We start from the raw sequence: 20155 nt of genomic DNA, 5'->3' as shown, positions 1-20155 counted from the left end.
AAAGGGTAGTCGACTATGACTACCCTTTTTGTTCTTATCGTTCTTATTGCACTTACTGACGCGCTTCCAGCATCAGACGCTTCATTTCTGCCACAGCTTCAGGCAATCCACTGAATACAGCCCGCCCAATAATCGCATGACCAATATTAAGTTCAATCATCTCAGGAATAGCCGCAATTGCCTGTACATTCTGATAATGCAAGCCATGTCCGGCATTCACTTTCAAACCTTTTTTGGATGCATAAGCAGCCGCTTCAGCAATACGAACCAGTTCTTGCTGTTGTTCTTCTTCAGTCTCTGCATCAGCATAACGACCGGTATGGATCTCTATATAAGGCGCACCACTAGCAACCGCAGCATCAATTTGTGCATGATCAGCATCAATAAACAGTGATACCTGGGTACCCACAGCAGCAAGACGAGTCACCGCATCGCGGATCCGTTCCACTTGTGACGCGACATCCAGACCGCCTTCCGTGGTCACTTCCTGACGCTTTTCAGGCACCAGACAGACAAACTGAGGTTTGATCCGACAGGCAATAGACAGCATCTCTTCAGTGACTGCCATTTCCAGATTCATGCGCGTTTTGATAGTCTGACGCAGAATTTCAACATCGCGGTCGGTGATATGACGACGATCTTCACGCAAATGGACCGTGATCCCTTCTGCCCCTGCCTGTTCTGCCAATGCGGCTGCAAACACAGGATCCGGATATGCGGTACCACGGGCGTTACGCAACGTAGCCACGTGATCAATGTTCACACCCAATAAAATCTTGCTCACTCTGATCTCCTTGCTATAAATGCAGAATAAAGCTCCCTGCTTTTCAGGGGACGGTTACCTAATAATGCGGCAAACGCCTGACGACTAAAACGACGGGCCGCAGCTAAAATATATTCATCAGAAAAGGCCTGCTCTGCTATCCCAATGATTTCCCGACCAGAAAAAAAGGCATGATCACGCAGAGCTGTAGTGATAAATCCAGCTTCTGGTTCATAGCGATAATAACAGGCAGGGTCTATCGGTAAACAGCTATCAGCCGCATAACAAAAGTCTGCGCCATAACCTAATTGCTGCAGTAATAGTAATTCAAATTGCCGTAACAGTGGGGAAACGAGTTGTTGCTGATCGGCTAATGCCAGCAATGTCTGAAAATAGCCACTGAATAATCCGGGATATTCAGTGTCAGGTTCCAGCAAATAATAGAGCAGTTCGTTCAGATATAAGGCGCTGAATAATCGTTCTCCCTGCAATGCAACTTGCGGGCTTCGCGCCTCAAGCTGCAGCAAAGTTTTCAGACTGCTTTTCCCACCATAGTGGATATGAAGTGGCAAAAAGGGCTGAAGCAGCCCTTTTACCGAAGAACGGGGTGAGCGGGAACCTTTCGCAACGACGGATACCTTGCCCATTGAAGCGACAAACAGATCCACCAGCTGGCTGGTTTCCCGGTACGGACGGGTATGTAAGACAAAAGCCGGCGATAAATCCGGCTCAGTCATCACCATAACCTAAGCTACGTAAGGCTCGTTCATCATCAGCCCAACCGGATTTAACCTTGACCCAGAGTTCCAGAAAAACACGCTGGCCAAACAACCGTTCCATATCCAGGCGTGCTTCGGTGCCGATAACTTTGAGTTTTTCACCCTTGTTACCGATCACCATTTTTTTCTGACCTTCGCGCTCAACCAGGATCAGGGCATTGATATGAAATAATCCATCTTCTTCTACTTTGAAACGCTCGATTTCAACAGTAACAGAGTAAGGTAATTCTTCTCCGGTAAAACGCATCAGTTTCTCACGGATAATCTCTGATGCCATGAAACGTGAGCTACGATCCGTGATGTAATCTTCCGGAAAATAGTGTTCCCCTTCAGGTAACAACCGTTTAGCCATTTCACGGATTTTCTCGACGTTGGTACCCTTTTCCGCAGAAATCGGCAGGATTTCAGCAAAATTACCTTTCTGTGCCAGCATTTGCAGATGCGGTAACAGGATCTCTTTGTCTTTGATTACATCAACTTTATTGACAGCAAGCACGACCGGGCAATGCATATGGCGCAACTTATTCAGCACCATCTCGTCATCGTCAGTCCAGTGAGTGCCATCGACGACAAATACAACCATTTCCACATCACCCAGAGAGCTTGTGGCAGCACGATTCATCAGCCGGTTGATCGCCCGCTTTTCTTCAATATGAAGACCCGGTGTATCAACAAATATGGTCTGATAAGCACCCTGTGTATCAATACCCAGAATACGATGACGTGTAGTTTGTGGTTTACGGGAAGTAATACTGACTTTCTGTCCCAGTAACTTGTTTAGTAAGGTCGATTTACCAACATTTGGCCGACCTACGATTGCGACAAAACCGCAGTAGGTTTTTTCTTCAGTCATGTTAATTGCTCCAGAGCTCTTTCAGCAGCGGCCTGCTCAGCCTTTCTGCGGCTGGAACCAACACCAACGAACGCAGCCTCAATATCATCGATCGCACATTCAACAGTAAACTGCTGATTATGTGCTTCCCCTTTAACATCAGTTACCGCATAAGTTGGTAACGGACGGCGACGCCCCTGCAGAAACTCCTGCAGACGAGTTTTCGGATCTTTCTGCTCAACACCCGGACGAATTGAATCCAGCCGTTCGTTGTACCAGTTCAGCATTAATGTTCGGATCCCATCCAGATCACTATCGAGATAGATCGCGCCGATCAAAGCCTCAACGGTATCCGCCAGTATTGATTCCCGACGATAGCCACCGCTTTTCAGTTCACCCGGCCCAAGGATCAGATAATCACCCAGCGCAAATTCACGGGCCAGTTCAGCCAGTGTTTTTTCGCGGACTAACGTCGCCCGCATCCGGCTCATATCCCCTTCGCTTACATTCGGGAAACGATGATAGAGTACTTCGGCGATAACCAGACTTAAGATCGAATCACCTAAAAACTCCAGACGTTCATTATGACGGGAGCCGGCGCTACGATGAGTGATAGCCCGAACTAATAAATCTTTGTTCTGAAACGGATAGCCTAGCTTTTGCTCTAAGCGTGATAATTTATCATTCACTGAATACTGCCTATACGATTAAAACGAACACCGGTCGGAATCCACCCAGGCACAGAACTACCCTCCGGTCGGTCGAATTCAAAACTCATCCAGATAGCAACCGCTTTCCCGACCAGATTGCGTTCCGGTACAAATCCCCAGAAACGACTATCCAGACTGTTATCGCGGTTATCCCCCATCGCAAAATAATGCCCTTCAGGCACAACCCACTCGCCTGCTGGCTGTCCGGATTGCTGGTAATACTGACCTGCGCGATCCGGAATAAGGTTATTTATCAAAATATCATGGCTTTTAACTGTAGTTAGTTTCTCGGAGTAATGTTCCAGAGGCATTCCCAACTGAGTGAACATCCCGCTTTCAACAAACTCCGTTTCAACTTTTTTCAGCTGAGGACAAATTTTACTGTCCTTGCAAGCGGGCTGCAGATAAAGCTCTTTATTACGGAAAATAATTTTATCGCCGGGTAATCCAATGATGCGTTTGATGTAATCAATACCCGGATTCTCCGGATATTTGAATACAACAACATCGCCACGTGCTGGATGACTGGTTTCAATTAAAGTACGGTTAGTTACGGGTTCTTTCAGGCCATAAACATATTTATTGACCAGAATAAAATCACCATCAAGCAATGTCGGCATCATCGAGCCGGATGGTATCTGGAATGGCTCATATAAAAATGAGCGTAAAATCAATACTGCTGCGATGACCGGAAAGATGCCTTTGCACTGTTCCACCCAGACCGGTTCAGTCATTAGTTTTTCAATAACCTCTGCAGTCAACGGAGCATGTGCAGATTCCTGTGCCTGCCGAGCTTTCGCAGCCCTGAAACGAACAAGCACCCAATGATCTAATAACCAGACAAGTCCTGTCACCACAGTGACAGCGACCAGAATCAATGCAAAAGTGTTAGCCATTAATTAATTATCCTTTCCAACATGCAGGATTGCGAGGAATGCTTCTTGCGGCACGTCAACCCGGCCTACAGATTTCATTCTCTTTTTACCCTCTTTCTGCTTATTGAGCAGTTTTTTCTTACGGCTGACGTCGCCACCATAACATTTAGCTAATACGTCTTTGCGCATCGCTTTTACGGTACTACGTGCAATAATATGATTTCCAATTGCAGCCTGAATAGCAATATCAAACATCTGTCTTGGGATCAGTTCACGCATTTTTTCAACCAACTGACGACCGCGGAATGGCGCATTATCTTTGTGTGTGATAATAGCCAGCGCATCAACCCGCTCACCGTTAATCATAATATCCAGACGAACCATATCCGCTGCATCGAAGCGTTTGAAGCCATAATCCAGAGAGGCATAACCCCGGCTGGTTGATTTCAAACGATCAAAGAAATCGAGCACAACTTCCGCCATCGGAATTTCATAGGTCAACGCAACCTGATTACCGTGATAAACCATATTGGTTTGTACACCACGTTTTTCTATACACAGCGTAATAACGTTACCCAGATAATCCTGAGGTACCAGAATATTACATTCAGCAATTGGCTCACGTAATTCCTGAATGTTATTAATAGCAGGCAAGTTGGACGGACTATCAATATGAATGATCGTGCCATCTGTCTGAACGATTTCATACACTACCGTTGGTGCAGTAGTGATCAGATCCAGATCATACTCTCGTTCCAGACGCTCCTGAATGATTTCCATGTGCAACATGCCCAGGAAGCCACAGCGGAACCCAAAACCTAATGCAGTTGAATTTTCTGGTTCATAAAACAGTGATGCATCATTCAGCGACAGTTTTTCCAGTGCATCGCGGAATGATTCATAATCATCAGATGAAATCGGGAACAGACCGGCATAAACCTGTGGTTTCACCTTTTTGAAACCTGGCAATGCAGATTCAGCACCATTTTTGGCAAGGGTCAGTGTATCGCCAACAGGTGCGCCATGAATATCTTTGATACCGCAAACAACCCAACCTACCTCGCCACAATTTAAGGCCAGAGTATCTTTCTGTTTCGGCGTTGAAATACCCAGGCGATCAACACCCCAGGTCTGACCTGTGCTCATGACCTTAATTTTATCGTTCTTTTTCAGAGAACCATTTTTAATCCGGACCAGTGACACAACACCCAGATAATCATCAAACCAGGAATCAATAATTAATGCTTGCAACGGTGCATCCGGATCACCTTCCGGAGCGGGAATTCTTTTTACAATTTCTTCCAGTACGTCATCTACACCCAGGCCTGTTTTAGCTGAGCAACGCACGGCATCCATGGCATCAATGCCAACAATATCTTCAATCTCTTCCGCAACACGTTCTGGCTCAGCCTGCGGTAAATCGATCTTATTCAGAACCGGAACAACTTCCAGATTCATTTCCAGTGCGGTATAGCAGTTAGCCAACGTCTGGGCTTCAACCCCCTGACCCGCATCAACAACCAGCAATGCACCTTCACAGGCAGCCAGAGAACGAGACACTTCATATGAAAAGTCCACATGTCCGGGTGTATCGATGAAATTAAGCTGATAGGTTTCGCCATCGTTAGCTTTGTAATCCAGCGTAACACTCTGCGCCTTGATCGTGATCCCACGTTCACGTTCAAGATCCATGGAATCCAGAACCTGCGCCTGCATTTCTCGTTCGCTGAGACCGCCACACATCTGAATCAAGCGGTCTGACAGTGTGGATTTACCATGGTCAATATGGGCAATAATAGAGAAGTTACGAATATTTTTCATGAGGTCTTATTTATCTGATGGCATGTAATTAACGATAATTTGAGCAGGATTTTACTGGATTAGTAGCAGCAGAGCTATGATTAGTAGTGACTGATTGCACTCGCGCTCTGAATGAGCACAAGGCAATCATTAATATTTCAGTTACAACGGTTCTGCATGACCGGAATAGTGACTCCGAGAATAACCGGTTTATATTCGGCATTGGTTAATCTGGCCGATCGGAGACGCATCAGCATGAACCCGACATATCCTCCCAGAACCGCACCCGCTATGGCAGGCCACTCTTCTCCGGCAACAGAAAATGCTTGCCCGATACCGGCTCCCAGCATGATAAAAAACAACGGCAAAATATAAACCAGCAAGGCACCTTTCAGCAGTCCGTTTTCCGGAATGCCAACTCTGACCTGCTGTCCGATCTCCAGCGGCAGTATGCATGCAATATCAATAATATGATCGCCATGCCCCTGACCGTCATCCATTCCGGAACTGATAGCACAGCTTGACTGATGATGGCAGTGACCGCAGGCTGATGCACGTTGATATTCAACACTGACATAACCCGCCCGGGTGGCCACAACCGTGGCAATAGCTTCAATCATCGTAATCCCCTTACTTATTTGCCCGAATAGTCTCTGCTATACGCCGCAAACTGAGCAAAGGCAGCTCGCCTACTACAGTCAACGTGACACCATCATCCCGGTTAATACTGAAAATGGATGTGGCGCCATGCATCGCAATTTGTTCCTTTTCCCGGCCCTTAGTTTCTGCTGATGAGCGGGAAATATAGACAGAGACATCCACCAATCCATCACTAAGCATAAAGTAGTCCACTAACTCGTCACTACCGATCAGTTTATGCTGATCAGACGATAGCGGGACAAACCCCGAAGGTAACCAACCCAGAGTCCACTGATGCGATGCAGGCTCAGCACGATAAATATCGTGGCTGGTTGCAGCCGGAGGCACTTTCATAGAGGCGAGCGTTTTGATGTTTGTAGAATTTTCAGATAGTAAACGAAAATCAATGCCCAGATACTGCTCCACCAGATTACCCTGCGCGTCATTAACATCCAGACGCAATAGAATGCCAGTTTTCTGCTCTAACCATATGATAAAACTATATTTACTATCTTCTTTGGCTGTCAGGCGAACCAGTTGCGCTACCTGTCCGGCAATACGACTTTTCCCGGTGCTGACTACCTCGTAATATTTAAGCAGAGTCTCCGGTGAAGAATTCAGCATAGAAAACCACAATCCCGGTAACTGTGATTCCTGCAACGTATAAGATATTTGTGCAGACTCAGCAAATGTTACCTGCTTATTTTTTCCAAGATATTCAATTGGCCGGCCACTCAATGTCAGCAGATGCGTTATTTCTGTCCTGTTATTCCAGCCATGCGTCAGACGTAACGGCTCAATGTTATTTTGTAGTATATGCGCCATTACCAACTCAAAATTGTTGTGATGATAACCGCGCTGCATCTGAAATAACAAAGCCTCTGCCGATGGTTCTGCGGAGGCTTTAGTTATGAATGAGCCAATTAAAAAGAAAGTTAAAACGATACGATGCATCAAAATTCAATTACCGCTCAGCAGGTGATAAACGTTGTTGTAACTGATGATCCTGAATAAAACGAGCTATTCGCTGGCGCTGCTCCTGTAACTGCTGCTCAGACATAGCCGATGATTTCTGTTGCGACGTGTTAATTCGTTCAGAATTATAATTCACACTAACCGGCATAGCAGAGCCACCACCGACAGGAACTGTGTTAAGCACAGGTCCCTGCTTAATACTGGTATCAGTTTGCTGATATTGCTGAACACCGACGAGAACGACCACAGCCACTGAGGCTGCGATACCATATTGCCCGGCAACCTGAATAAATTTTTTTACATTTGGTTTGACTGCAGAAAGTAAAGAAAGGCGCGGCTTAGGTGCTAAAACAACAGGCTCCTGCTCTAAGGCGTCAGCTATACGCTGTAACAGAGAGAGATCAAGCTGTTCTGGTAATTCATCACGTAAGGCATCACCAATCAAATGATAACGCTCCCACGTTGCTGATGCAGACGGATCATCCAGCAATGCTTTTAGTGATTGCTCAGACTGCAACTGATTATCCATCAGGGCTGAAACGCGTTCTTTTGATATTGTCATACTAACCCGTTACTCCATTTCAAAGCAGGATAATCCTAATCTATTCCCTGCAGTATGGTCTTAAGACGATTATCAATAACTTCCCGAGCCCGGAAAATGCGGGAACGAACCGTACCGACAGGACATCCGATTACTTCGGCGATCTCCTCGTAGCTCAATCCCTCTATCTCCCGTAGCGTAATGACTGTTCGTAAATCTTCAGGTAATGACTGCAATGCATCCACTACCGTCTTGCGAACCTGGTCGGATGACAGTAAGCGTTCCGGACTGGCTATATCACGTAATGCATCACCTGAATCATATTGCTCTGCATCACTGATATCGACATCCATTCCCGGCGGACGGCGGCCATTAGAGACCAGATAATTCTTTGCCGTATTAACCGCAATACGATACAGCCATGTATAAAAAGCACTGTCATTTCTGAATGAAGGCAAGAAACGATAAGCACTTATAAACACTTCCTGAACCACATCAGCGATATCACCAGGATTACTTACATAACGACTCACCAGATTCATTATCTTCCGTTGGTATTTAGTTACCAGCAGATTAAATGCCTGTTTATCACCACGTTGCACTCGCTCAACTAACTGTTGATCGATCTCTATATCGCTCATATCGACGCCGATTTCCTCCAAATTTCCACTATCGGCCCGAAGTAGCACACTTAATCAGACAATATTTTTGGAGAAAAGTTCTGTTCTCTGCAAAAAAACGTGATCCGGGCTGTACCTGACCATCAGTTGGGCTAGTATAAAGCTTTACTCATCAAGGCCAATGATACTTATGAAACAGAATGTTGAATACTCCTGCGATGTTTTGATCATTGGCAGTGGTGCCGCAGGCCTCACTTTAGCATTACGCTTGGCAGATCATGCAAAAGTGATGGTATTGAGCAAAGGACCCTTAAGTGAAGGGGCTACCTATTATGCCCAGGGAGGCATCGCTGCTGTTGCTGAAAAAACAGATAGCGTCGAATCACACGTAAATGACACGCTGAATGCAGGCGCCGGTCTATGCGATAAATCAATTGTTGAATTTACCGCTCAAAATGCAAAAGAGTCGATCGACTGGCTGATCCAGCAAGGTGTTCCTTTTGATAAAGAAGAAGGAAGTACTGAGGATGGCGAACCATCATATCATCTGACACGCGAAGGCGGACACAGTCATCGACGGATTTTCCATTCAGCCGACTCAACAGGAAAATCTGTTGAAGTCACATTAGTTGATCGGGTAAGACAACATCCGAATATCCAATTAATGGAACGGTTCAACGCCGTTGATCTGATCACAACCAGAAAGCTTGGTATTCCAGGAAACCGGATATTAGGTGCTTATATCTGGAACCGAACCAAAGAACAGGTCGAGACCGTCAGAGCCCGGTTTGTAGCACTGGCAACTGGTGGTGCATCTAAAGTTTACCAATATACTTCCAATCCGGATGTCAGCTCCGGTGATGGTATCGCTATGGCATGGCGTGCCGGTTGCCGTGTTGCCAACATGGAATTTAATCAATTTCACCCAACGACATTATTTCACCCTGATGATCGCAACTTCCTGCTGACCGAAGCATTGCGTGGTGAAGGCGCATTACTGAAACGCCCGGATGGTTCGCGTTTCATGCCGGAGTTCGATCAGCGTGCAGAGCTCGCTCCACGCGATATTGTCGCACGGGCAATCGACTATGAAATGAAGCGTCTGGGTGCTGACTGCATGTATCTGGATATCAGTCATAAACCTGCTGATTTCGTCCGTAAACACTTCCCTACTATTTATGAACGTTGTCTGAAACTGGGAATTGATATCACCAAACAACCAATACCCGTTGTTCCGGCTGCGCATTACACGTGTGGCGGGGTAATGAGTGATCAGTTCGGACAAACGGATATCCCGGGTCTCTATGCCATTGGTGAAGTATCATATACCGGTCTGCATGGCGCTAATCGCATGGCATCAAACTCTATACTGGAATGTATTGTTTTCGCGCAATCTGCAGCAAAAGATATTGAAGCCCGTTTGCCGATGAGCAGCATGCCACCTTCATTACCGGCATGGGATGAAAGTCAGGTCTCAAACTCAGACGAAGAGGTTGTTATTCAGCACAACTGGCATGAATTGAGATTATTCATGTGGGATTATGTTGGCATTGTGCGCACGAATAAGCGACTGGAACGGGCTAAACGACGAATCGATCTGCTCAAGCAAGAAGTGCATGAGTATTATGCAAACTTCCGCGTTTCAAACAATTTACTCGAATTGCGCAATTTGCTGCAGGTTGCAGAGCTGATAGTACGTTCAGCGATGGCTCGTAAAGAGTCCCGAGGGTTACATTACAATCTGGATTACCCTGAACAACAGGATAATCCGGCGCCAACAATTCTGATTCCGGGCGACTACTGAGCCCGCATAGTAATCCGCCGGGCAATCCGGCGGTATTCAGCCTCATGCATGCTGTCAGAGAACAACCACAAATGTGTTGTTTTTTCCCCGTGTAACACAAGCCAGATAAAGCCATAACCAACTTTAGACGTTGGAGTAATATGATAAAATTTACCATCCATAAAGACTTCATCACCACGCATTTCAAAAATAAACTGGCGGTGATAGGCATGGTACAAAGACCAGAAAAAAGAGCATCCCCACAAAATAAAAAACATCAGCCACAGATGACCGTGCAAACTGATCCATGCTAACCATCCAAGAATGATATGGCTAATCAGCAGAAATAACTGGTGGTGATATGATGGTTCAACCCGAATGACGTGCCTGATGTTTTTCACGGATCACTCCCAATATAGACTGTAATGATAGGTCTGACGGTGCCTCTGAACGTAACAGACAATAAAACAACTCCAAATCAGAGCATTCAAGCACACGCCGGAAATCATCCTGTAGTGACTCAGAAAGCCCCATGTAATCATGTTCAAGAAAAGGGGCCAGGATCGTGTCCAACTCCAGCATCCCCCGGCGACAAGCCCAGCGTAGTCTTGACAATTCAGCACTCATATCATGATTTCCTCTGATAATCTCAGCAATATCAGCTGACAAACAATAGCCCGTTATTTACCATGAATTACCATCCCAAAGTGGAAAACCATGATGAATGAAAGACTTTTATTCCCTTCTGAGCCCAGTGTATACCATCTGGATGATATAACCGTGATCCGTTTGGAAGGTCCTGATGCAGTCAAATATCTGAATGGACAGGTTACCTGTGATGTTATGGCGTTAAATCCGGGCCAGAGCATTCTTGGCGCTCACTGTACCCCCAAAGGGAAAGTATTGGCTGTTTTCAGGTTGTTCAAACGAGAACAAGATCTGCTGCTGATCTATAAAAAAGAACTGACTGAAATCCAGCTGGCTGAACTAAAAAAATATGCTGTTTTTTCTAAAGTTACAATTACTGATGTCAGCGACCAGTTTGATGTTTTTGGAATAGCAGGCACAGGAACAGATGCATGGCTAGCCACCGGTCCCGGTGCAGACAACATTCAATGTCAAATCAATCCTGATCGCTGGCTCATACTGAGCGAGAAACAACAGCCACTGGAACTTAAGCTCCCCGAATGTCCGGCCACGGATTGGAGAGGATTAGATATTCTTGACGGACTTCCCCAGTTTGGTAAGAACGCACAGGCTGAATTTATACCCCAGGCATTCAATTTACAGGCATTACATGGCATTAGTTTTACAAAAGGCTGCTATACCGGCCAAGAAATTGTAGCCAGAGCCAAATACCGGGGTACCAATAATCGCGCACTCTTTATTTTAAAAGGCACATCCGGCCAGCCAGTGAATACAAATACCGTTATCGAACGCCAGATAGGAGAGCAATGGCGTGTCAGTGGCACAATACTGGATGTGTGGCAAAAGCAGGATCAGGTTTTACTGAGCATCATTCTTGCTTCAGATACCCAACCAGATAGCCGGTTTCGGGTAGAAAATGATCAAGGCACTACTTTCACTTTAGTTCCATTGCCTTACACGCTGGAATGAAATAAATCCGACAAAATCCCGGCTGCATTTATCGGTCGGGACTTTAAATTCAGTCCTGATGTTCCCATATATGTTTTATTGTTAATACCGGTGCTCATACCAGAAAATAAATTCCGCCGATTAAAAAAACAAATTGGTTACACTTTGTTTTTTTAATCGGAAATAATAATTAACAATTAAAGATAATCAGCAACCATTAAACATAAAAAAACACACTATCTATATTAAGTTACACAACTGTGTATATTGTTTCTCAAACAACAAATAAGAAACAATCCCATATGTGATCTATATTTTATTTCTATATTTATTCCCTTCTGAGAAAAATTAATTCAACTATGATTAACCTTGTTGAAATACACAGAATATAAATAGTGGTTTCCCTAAATTGAAACCCGTGTAATTCAATCCATTAATAGGACGCACACTCCTCAGGAGCTCACTAATATGAAAAATTTGTTCGGAAGTCTTCAACAAGTCGGTAAGGCGCTGATGCTGCCTGTATCCGTACTGCCTGTAGCAGGTATTCTGCTGGGCGTCGGTGCAGCTAAATTCAGCGTTCTGCCAGCGACTCTATCATCTGTTATGGAACAAGCAGGTGGTGCAGTATTCGGTAACATGGCCCTGCTGTTTGCTATCGGTGTTGCACTAGGCTTCACTAAAAACGATGGCGTTGCAGGTTTAGCTGCTGCTGTTGGCTACTTCATTCTGACCAAAACAGTAACCGTTGTTGCACCGTTACTGGCTGGCTTAGACCCTGCTGCTGCTGATTTCGCAGCTCAGGCCGATAAAGTTTCAAACGTTGGTGTACTGGGTGGCGTTATCGCCGGTGGTATCGCTGCGTACATGTTTAACCGTTTCTACCGCATCCAGCTGCCTGACTATCTGGGCTTCTTTGCCGGTAAGCGTTTTGTACCACTGTCAACCGGTATCGTAGCTATTGCGGCTGGTGTAGTACTGGCTTTCGTATGGCCTCCAATCGGTGGTGCTATCAAAGCATTCTCCCACTGGGCTGCATATCAGAACCCAGCTCTGGCATTCGGTATCTACGGTGTTGTTGAACGCTCACTGATCCCATTCGGTCTGCACCACATCTGGAACGCACCATTCTTCTTCGAAGTAGGTGAATATACCAATGCTACAGGTCAGGTATTCCACGGTGAAATCGCCCGTTACATCGCTGGCGACGCAACTGCAGGCAACCTGGCTGGTGGTTACATGTTCAAGATGTACGGTCTGCCAGCAGCTGCTATCGCTATGTGGCACACTGCTAAACCAGAAAACCGTGCAAAAATCGGCGGTATCATGGTTTCAGCTGCGCTGACTTCATTCCTGACCGGTATTACTGAGCCAATCGAATTCGCATTCCTGTTCGTAGCGCCAGTTCTGTATGCAATCCACGCTCTGCTGGCTGGTTCAGCGTTCGTAGTCATGATTCTGCTGGGCATGAAACATGGTACTACATTCTCTCACGGTTTGATTGACTACCTGGTACTGTTCTCTCAATCCTCTAAAGGTTTGATGTTCCCAGTAATCGGTCTGATCTACGCAGCTGTTTACTACACTGTATTCCGTGTAGCAATCACAGCGCTGGATCTGAAAACTCCAGGCCGTGAAGATGAATCAGCTGATGACGTAGTGCTGTCTGGTACTGAAATGGCTGGTGAACTGGTAAGTGCTTTCGGTGGCAAAGAGAACATTGCTAACCTGGATGCATGCATCACTCGTCTGCGTGTTAGCGTGAAAGACATCGCTAAAGTAGACCAGGCTAAACTGAAATCACTGGGTGCTGCAGGTGTCGTAGTTGCAGGTTCAGGCGTGCAGGCAATCTTCGGTACCAAATCAGACAACCTGAAAACTGATATGGATCACTGGATTAAAGCACATTAATTAAATAAGAAACTCAGGTTTCCATTTTAGCCCCTCCTCTGGAGGGGTTTTTTATTTATTGAAATTCATATTTAATAATCCCATCAGAATTTAAATACGCATTTATATTTCTCTGCATTTTCTTATTATTTATTTTTCACAAAAAAATATATAGGAAGCCTTCAAGTGAAGGCTAAAGCCAAAAAAGAAACCGGTTACACTTGTTTTCGTTGTGAAGTGTTTCGTAATAACAAAGAAGAAAAAGAAACAGCAAGAAACCAATAAATAGTTTATTAATAATATCTTACATCCTTATCTATTGCCTTTTCATCGCTTGGCATTGAAAATTACACTTACGATCAATGCTTCGTTTTTCATCAATATCGTCACTCGATCGATGTTTCTGTTTACTTGCAAAGATCGCTATCAAATTTTGATGACTATAAAAACATTCTGGTTTTCCCTATCAAAACACTCATCAGGAGTTCTTAAATGAGTAATGCATTTGCAAATTTGCAAAAAGTCGGTAAATCGCTGATGTTGCCGGTTTCCGTACTGCCTGTAGCAGGTATCCTGCTAGGCGTCGGATCCGCAAACTTCAGCTGGTTACCCGCAGTAGTTTCACAGGTTATGGCTCAGGCTGGTGGTGCCGTATTTGGCAACATGGCTCTGATTTTCGCTATCGGTGTAGCCCTCGGCTTTACCAATAACGATGGTGTTGCAGCACTGGCAGCGACTGTTGGTTATGCGATACTGACTAAAACGATGACTGTTGCAGCACCATTTATTGCCGGACTTGATCCATCAGCGCCTGATTATGCAGTTGCTGTAGAACATATGTCTAATACCGGTGTCCTAGGTGGTATTATTGCCGGCGCTATTGCCGCATTCATGTTCAATCGCTTTTACCGGATCCAATTACCTGAATATCTGGGCTTCTTTGCCGGTAAACGTTTCGTGCCAATTATTACCGGTTTTTCAGTAATTATTGCAGCCGTTATTCTGTCTTTCATTTGGCCTCCGGTAGGTCATGCAATTGATCTGTTCTCCCAATGGGCGGCTTACCAAAACCCAACGTTAGCTTTTGGTATCTATGGCCTTGTTGAGCGGTCTTTAGTTCCTTTTGGTTTACACCATATCTGGAACGTACCATTCCAGATGCAAGTTGGTTCATTTACTGACGCTGCAGGACAGGTATTCCATGGTGATATCCCTCGTTTCATTGCAGGTGACCCAACTGCAGGTAAATTAGCGGGTGGTTTCTTATTCAAGATGTATGGTCTGCCTGCTGCAGCCATTGCAATTTGGCATAGTGCTAAACCAGAAAACCGCGCTAAAGTTGGCGGTATCATGATTTCAGCTGCGCTGACTTCTTTCCTGACTGGTATCACTGAGCCAATTGAATTCTCATTCATGTTTGTGGCACCAGTACTGTATGCAATTCATGCCGTACTGGCCGGTCTGGCGTTTGTGGTATGTATCACTCTGAATATGAGTGCAGGTACTAGCTTCTCACACGGCCTGATTGATTTCCTGGTACTGAGTGTTCTGGGTAATAAAGGCAGCAATCTGATCATGTTCCCAATGATCGGTCTGTGCTATGCCGCTGTTTACTACGCGGTATTCCGCGCTGTTATCAAATTCCTGGATCTGAAAACACCTGGCCGTGAAGAAGAATCATCAGAAAATACAGCTTTGGTTGGTTCTGAATTGGCCGGTGAATTAGTACACGCATTTGGTGGCAAAGATAACATCACCAATCTGGATGCTTGTATTACCCGTTTGCGTGTCAGCGTTAAGAGCACTGAAAACGTAAACCAATCTAAACTGAAATCTCTGGGTGCTGCAGGCGTCGTGATTGCGGGTACAGGTGTACAAGCAATTTTCGGAACTAAATCAGACAACCTGAAAACTGATATGGATCAGTGGATCAAAGCAAACTAATCCAATTAATCCATCGTACATTCCAAAACCCCTCATCTAATTGAGGGGTTTTTATTTTTTATAAAAATAACAGAGAAACCAAATAGCTCAGTTATACCGAACAGTTCGGCTTAACTAAGTGAATTGACGGTTTTGATCTTCAATATATGATGTTAAGGGTATGTAACTATCAAGGATAAAAGTATGCGTAAACTGTTTTCCATGCTTACCATTTTTTCTCTTATATTCAGCATTTCGTTCTTTTCCGAGAATGCTGAAGCAAGAAAATTTGGTGGTAGTAAATCGTTTGGCCGCAGTTACAAAACGGCACCGTCACAGCCAACCCAATCAGTAAACACCACTAACCCTACACTGAACAAACAAACGCAACCGAATAAAAGTGGTTTGATGGGTGGCCTGCTGGGTGGACTATTAGCTGGTGGCCTGTTTGCCTGGTTGCTGGGTAGCGGTGCATTCGCAGGTTTACAGATCTTTGACATTCTATTAATGGCTGGTGTCGCTTTCCTTGCGTTCCGTTTCCTCCGAAACCGAAAACCTGCCACAGCAGCAGGACCTCAACCCGCATATGGAATGCCATATCAAACCAAACAAAGTACTGAATCAGCATTTCAAAAACCGGAATACGCTGGAAATACTTCATTTTCTCCAGCAACAGATACAGTCCCTTTTGATCTGCCAGAAGGATTTAACACTGCAGAGTTCATTAAAGGGGCATGTGAGCATTATAGAACCCTGCAAGTTGCTTGGAACGACAATGATTTCTCCAAGATACAGGAATATGTAACACCAGAGCTGTTTAATGAATTGAAACAGGAACGAGCCAACTACACAGGAGCTCAACACACTGAAGTGTTATATGTAGATGCTGAATTAGTTCGAGCCGAACGCAAAATCAACTCTGCCCAGATCAGTGTCTTATTTAAAGGTCGCTATCGTGATTCTGTTGAAGGAATTGAAGAAGATATACATGAAGTGTGGCATTTGGAACGTAATCTGTCCTCCGCAAATGCACCATGGTTGATTGTTGGTATAGAAAATAACTGATGATTTTATCAATCTGAATTATAAAAACCGCGCGATAAATTTAGCGCGGTTTTTTTATGTCCTGCTTTTACTGAGCTTGCTTTACCAATGCTACAGGTCTGCGCCCCCGCAGATCCAGCACGAATTCATACTCGCCGGCTTGTTCAGGTGTGAATGCAAGCTCATCCAGATAACTATAAGCCCGGACAGGTAATGGCGTATTCAAACTCAATGTCGCATCATCAATAGCCGCCCCATAATTCATAGCCGGAAGCCACTGTGCATCAGCAAACTTAAAATGATATGTTTTACCAGCTTCTGGAAGTTCTGCTTTAACGCTGAATAACTGCGAAGATGTTTGTAATACTTTATATTCCGAGCTCGCAGTCCAATTATTCATATCACCACGAAGAAACAACGAAGTATTGGAAGGAATAAGATTATTAGAATTACTATGCTGCTCAGTTGGCTGACTACTACAGCCAACGATCAATATGCCGGAAACTAATGATATAGCTCGCCACATCCCTACGTATCCTTAACCTGAGAAGTATATATCGAAATGATTATAACAACTGTCTGATTAATAATCATAAAAACAAAAAGCCCTGCAGATAACTGCAGGGCTTTGTTTTTTCAATGGTGCTGATACCCAGAGTCGAACTGGGGACCTCACCCTTACCAAGGGTGCGCTCTACCAACTGAGCCATATCAGCACTTTATTCCGGCTGACTTTCGTCTAATTTAGAAGCCTGGCAGTGTCCTACTCTCACATGGCGAATGCCACACTACCATCGGCGCTACAACGTTTCACTTCTGTGTTCGGCATGGGTACAGGTGGTTCCATCGCGCTATTGCCGCCAGGCATATTCGGGTCCCTTATCACTAACTCATTGGGTCTCGTTAGCAATAAGTCTTGGAAAGCTGTGACCTCGCGGTCTTTATTTCGTTCATCAATCAAACAAGCGCTTAAAACTACTTGGGTGTTGTATGGTTAAGCCTCTCGGGTCATTAGTATGGGTTAGCTCAATGTATCACTACACTTACACACCCCACCTATCAACGTCGTAGTCTTCAACGGCCCTTCAGAGGACTTATAGTCCTAGGGATGACTCATCTCGTGGCAAGTTTCCCGCTTAGATGCTTTCAGCGGTTATCTTTTCCGAACTTAGCTACCGGGCAGTGCCATTGGCATGACAACCCGAACACCAGCGGTTCGTTCACTCCGGTCCTCTCGTACTAGGAGCAACCCCACTCAATCATCCAACGCCCACGGCAGATAGGGACCGAACTGTCTCACGACGTTCTGAACCCAGCTCGCGTACCACTTTAAATGGCGAACAGCCATACCCTTGGGACCAACTTCAGCCCCAGGATGTGATGAGCCGACATCGAGGTGCCAAACACCGCCGTCGATATGAACTCTTGGGCGGTATCAGCCTGTTATCCCCGGAGTACCTTTTATCCGTTGAGCGATGGCCCTTCCATTCAGAACCACCGGATCACTATGACCTGCTTTCGCACCTGCTCGACCTGTCCGTCTCGCAGTTAAGCGGGCTTATGCCATTGCACTAACCTCACGATGTCCGACCGTGATTAGCCCACCTTCGTGCTCCTCCGTTACTCTTTGGGAGGAGACCGCCCCAGTCAAACTACCCACCAGACACTGTCCCTGACCCAGATAATGGGTTGAGGTTAGAACATCAAACATACCAGGGTGGTATTTCAAGGTCGGCTCCATGACAACTGGCGTCATCACTTCAAAGCCTCCCACCTATCCTACACAGGTAGGTTCAATGTTCAGTGTCAAGCTATAGTAAAGGTTCACGGGGTCTTTCCGTCTAGCCGCGGGTACACCGCATCTTCACGGCGAATTCGATTTCACTGAGTCTCGGGTGGAGACAGCGTGGCCATGGTTACACCATTCGTGCAGGTCGGAACTTACCCGACAAGGAATTTCGCTACCTTAGGACCGTTATAGTTACGGCCGCCGTTTACCGGGGCTTCGATCAAGAGCTTCGCTTGCGCTAACCCCATCAATTAACCTTCCGGCACCGGGCAGGTGTCACACCCTATACGTCCACTTTCGTGTTTGCAGAGTGCTGTGTTTTTGTTAAACAGTCCCAGCCACCTGGTCACTGCGGCTGTCATTCGCTCCGGAAGTAAATTCCTTCACCAACAACAGCGTACCTTCTCCCGAAGTTACGGTACTATTTTGCCTAGTTCCTTCACCCGAGTTCTCTCAAGCGCCTTGGTATTCTCTACCTGACCACCAGTGTTGGTTTGGGGTACGATTCTTCGTAACCTGAAGCTTAGAGGCTTTTCCTGGAAGCGTGGCATCAGTAACTTCATGACCGTAGTCACTTCGTCTCGGCTCTCGGAATAAAGTACAGCGGATTTGCCTACCGTACATCCCTACCACCTTTCACCAGCTCTACCAACCGCTGGCCTACTTAGCCTTCTCCGTCCCCTCATCGCAGTTACAAAAAGTGCAGGAATATTAACCCGCTTCCCATCGACTACGCCTTTCAGCCTCGCCTTAGGGGTCGACTCACCCTGCCCCGATTAACGTTGGACAGGAACCCTTGGTCTTCCGGCGAGGGAGTCTTTCACTCCCTTTAACGTTACTCACGTCAGCATTCGCACTTCTGATATCTCCAGCATGCGTTACCACACACCTTCACAGACTTACAGAACGCTCCCCTACCACTTGCACTTGCGTGCAAATCCGCAGCTTCGGTGACTAGTTTAGCCCCGTTACATCTTCCGCGCAGGCCGACTCGACTAGTGAGCTATTACGCTTTCTTTAAATGATGGCTGCTTCTAAGCCAACATCCTAGCTGTCTGAGCCTTCCCACATCGTTTCCCACTTAACTAGTACTTTGGGACCTTAGCTGGCGGTCTGGGTTGTTTCCCTCTTCACGACGGACGTTAGCACCCGCCGTGTGTCTCCCGGATAGTACTTACTGGTATTCGGAGTTTGCATCGAGTTGGTAAGTCGGGATGACCCCCTAGTCGAAACAGTGCTCTACCCCCAGTAGTATTCGTCCGAGGCGCTACCTAAATAGCTTTCGGGGAGAACCAGATATCTCCGAGTTTGATTGGCCTTTCACCCCTAGCCACAGGTCATCCCCTAATTTTGCAACATTAGTGGGTTCGGTCCTCCAGTACCTGTTACGGCACCTTCAACCTGCCCATGGCTAGATCACTCGGTTTCGGGTCTACACCCTGCAACTAATCGCCCAGTTAAGACTCGGTTTCCCTACGGCTCCCCTATTCGGTTAACCTTGCTACAGAATGTAAGTCGCTGACCCATTATACAAAAGGTACGCAGTCACCCCACAAGGAGGCTCCCACTGCTTGTACGTACACGGTTTCAGGTTCT

At 45.9% G+C, this 20155-nt stretch carries 18 protein-coding genes, 1 tRNA gene and 2 rRNA genes (1 of these 21 running past the window's edge); 5 read left to right on the top strand and 16 right to left on the bottom strand.

Annotation, left to right across the window (positions count from 1 at the left end):
* Positions 1 to 52 precede the first annotated feature (52 nt).
* From pdxJ to rpoE, 10 genes are all read right to left on the bottom strand, one after another.
* On the bottom strand, positions 53 to 784 hold the full coding sequence (pdxJ, locus tag TOLA_RS04375) for a pyridoxine 5'-phosphate synthase (RefSeq protein ID WP_012729079.1): 732 nt from the start codon (positions 782 to 784) through the stop codon (positions 53 to 55).
* A complete protein-coding gene (recO, locus tag TOLA_RS04370; RefSeq protein WP_012729078.1) occupies positions 781 to 1500 on the bottom strand; it encodes a DNA repair protein RecO in 720 nt (239 codons plus the stop codon). The genes pdxJ and recO overlap by 4 nt, the downstream gene beginning before the upstream one ends.
* Entirely contained in the window at positions 1493 to 2395 is a 903-nt protein-coding gene (gene era, locus TOLA_RS04365) for a GTPase Era (RefSeq protein ID WP_012729077.1), read from the bottom strand. The genes recO and era overlap by 8 nt, the downstream gene beginning before the upstream one ends.
* Positions 2392 to 3063 carry a ribonuclease III gene (gene rnc, locus TOLA_RS04360; RefSeq protein ID WP_012729076.1) on the bottom strand — a complete coding sequence of 224 codons (672 nt, stop codon included), beginning with the start codon at positions 3061 to 3063 and terminating at the stop codon, positions 2392 to 2394. Before rnc ends, era begins: the two co-directional genes overlap by 4 nt.
* Positions 3060 to 3980 (bottom strand): signal peptidase I, encoded by a 921-nt coding sequence (gene lepB / locus TOLA_RS04355; protein WP_012729075.1) that lies wholly within the window; start codon positions 3978 to 3980, stop codon positions 3060 to 3062. The genes rnc and lepB overlap by 4 nt, the downstream gene beginning before the upstream one ends.
* A gap of 3 nt (positions 3981 to 3983) precedes the next feature.
* Complete coding sequence (gene lepA / locus TOLA_RS04350; protein ID WP_012729074.1) at positions 3984 to 5780, bottom strand: translation elongation factor 4; 1797 nt, start codon at positions 5778 to 5780, stop codon at positions 3984 to 3986.
* A 137-nt stretch (positions 5781 to 5917) separates the two neighbouring features.
* Entirely contained in the window at positions 5918 to 6379 is a 462-nt protein-coding gene (locus TOLA_RS04345; protein WP_012729073.1) for a SoxR reducing system RseC family protein, read from the bottom strand.
* Between the two features lie 10 nt (positions 6380 to 6389).
* Positions 6390 to 7352 (bottom strand): MucB/RseB C-terminal domain-containing protein, encoded by a 963-nt coding sequence (locus TOLA_RS04340; protein WP_012729072.1) that lies wholly within the window; start codon positions 7350 to 7352, stop codon positions 6390 to 6392.
* 10 nt (positions 7353 to 7362) lie between these two features.
* Positions 7363 to 7935: a sigma-E factor negative regulatory protein gene (locus TOLA_RS04335; RefSeq protein ID WP_012729071.1), complete on the bottom strand. Its 573-nt coding sequence runs from the start codon at positions 7933 to 7935 to the stop codon at positions 7363 to 7365.
* A 35-nt stretch (positions 7936 to 7970) separates the two neighbouring features.
* On the bottom strand, positions 7971 to 8555 hold the full coding sequence (gene rpoE, locus TOLA_RS04330; RefSeq protein ID WP_012729070.1) for an RNA polymerase sigma factor RpoE: 585 nt from the start codon (positions 8553 to 8555) through the stop codon (positions 7971 to 7973).
* A 169-nt stretch (positions 8556 to 8724) separates the two neighbouring features.
* On the opposite strand from rpoE, the gene nadB reads away from it, so the two are divergent.
* Positions 8725 to 10338, top strand: a complete 1614-nt coding sequence (nadB, locus tag TOLA_RS04325; RefSeq protein ID WP_012729069.1) for an L-aspartate oxidase — start codon at positions 8725 to 8727, stop codon at positions 10336 to 10338.
* Here the strand turns inward: nadB and TOLA_RS04320 are convergent.
* Together TOLA_RS04320 and TOLA_RS16445 are read right to left on the bottom strand one after the other, a co-directional pair.
* Entirely contained in the window at positions 10332 to 10718 is a 387-nt protein-coding gene (locus TOLA_RS04320; protein ID WP_012729068.1) for a protein YgfX, read from the bottom strand. The two genes, nadB and TOLA_RS04320, sit on opposite strands and share 7 nt — an antisense overlap.
* On the bottom strand, positions 10687 to 10944 hold the full coding sequence (locus TOLA_RS16445; RefSeq protein ID WP_012729067.1) for an FAD assembly factor SdhE: 258 nt from the start codon (positions 10942 to 10944) through the stop codon (positions 10687 to 10689). The genes TOLA_RS04320 and TOLA_RS16445 overlap by 32 nt, the downstream gene beginning before the upstream one ends.
* 90 nt (positions 10945 to 11034) lie before the next feature.
* Here TOLA_RS16445 and ygfZ point away from each other — a divergent pair, with 90 nt between their 5' ends.
* The 4 genes from ygfZ to TOLA_RS04300 all read left to right on the top strand — a co-directional run bounded on the left by ygfZ (position 11035) and on the right by TOLA_RS04300 (position 16791).
* Complete coding sequence (ygfZ, locus tag TOLA_RS04315; protein ID WP_012729066.1) at positions 11035 to 11934, top strand: tRNA-modifying protein YgfZ; 900 nt, start codon at positions 11035 to 11037, stop codon at positions 11932 to 11934.
* A 447-nt stretch (positions 11935 to 12381) separates the two neighbouring features.
* Positions 12382 to 13824: a PTS glucose transporter subunit IIBC gene (gene ptsG, locus TOLA_RS04310; protein WP_012729065.1), complete on the top strand. Its 1443-nt coding sequence runs from the start codon at positions 12382 to 12384 to the stop codon at positions 13822 to 13824.
* A 471-nt stretch (positions 13825 to 14295) separates the two neighbouring features.
* Positions 14296 to 15747, top strand: coding sequence for a PTS glucose transporter subunit IIBC (gene ptsG / locus TOLA_RS04305; RefSeq protein ID WP_012729063.1), 1452 nt, complete (start codon positions 14296 to 14298; stop codon positions 15745 to 15747).
* A 183-nt stretch (positions 15748 to 15930) separates the two neighbouring features.
* Positions 15931 to 16791: a Tim44 domain-containing protein gene (locus TOLA_RS04300; protein WP_012729062.1), complete on the top strand. Its 861-nt coding sequence runs from the start codon at positions 15931 to 15933 to the stop codon at positions 16789 to 16791.
* A gap of 67 nt (positions 16792 to 16858) precedes the next feature.
* Here TOLA_RS04300 and TOLA_RS04295 read toward each other — a convergent pair whose 3' ends face one another.
* The 4 genes from TOLA_RS04295 to TOLA_RS04280 form a co-directional block, all read right to left on the bottom strand.
* Positions 16859 to 17296 (bottom strand): early set domain-containing protein, encoded by a 438-nt coding sequence (locus TOLA_RS04295; protein ID WP_012729061.1) that lies wholly within the window; start codon positions 17294 to 17296, stop codon positions 16859 to 16861.
* Positions 17297 to 17410: 114 nt separating this feature from the next.
* Positions 17411 to 17486, bottom strand: a tRNA-Thr gene (locus TOLA_RS04290).
* Positions 17487 to 17520: 34 nt separating this feature from the next.
* A 5S ribosomal RNA gene (rrf, locus tag TOLA_RS04285) occupies positions 17521 to 17635 on the bottom strand.
* 125 nt (positions 17636 to 17760) lie between these two features.
* A 23S ribosomal RNA gene (locus tag TOLA_RS04280) occupies positions 17761 to 20155 on the bottom strand (it continues 494 nt past the right edge of the window).

Source organism: Tolumonas auensis DSM 9187 (genome assembly GCF_000023065.1).
GTDB lineage: Bacteria > Pseudomonadota > Gammaproteobacteria > Enterobacterales > Aeromonadaceae > Tolumonas > Tolumonas auensis.
The sequence above is the reverse complement of the archived record's forward strand: the minus strand, read 5'-3'. Positions and strand labels throughout refer to the sequence as shown.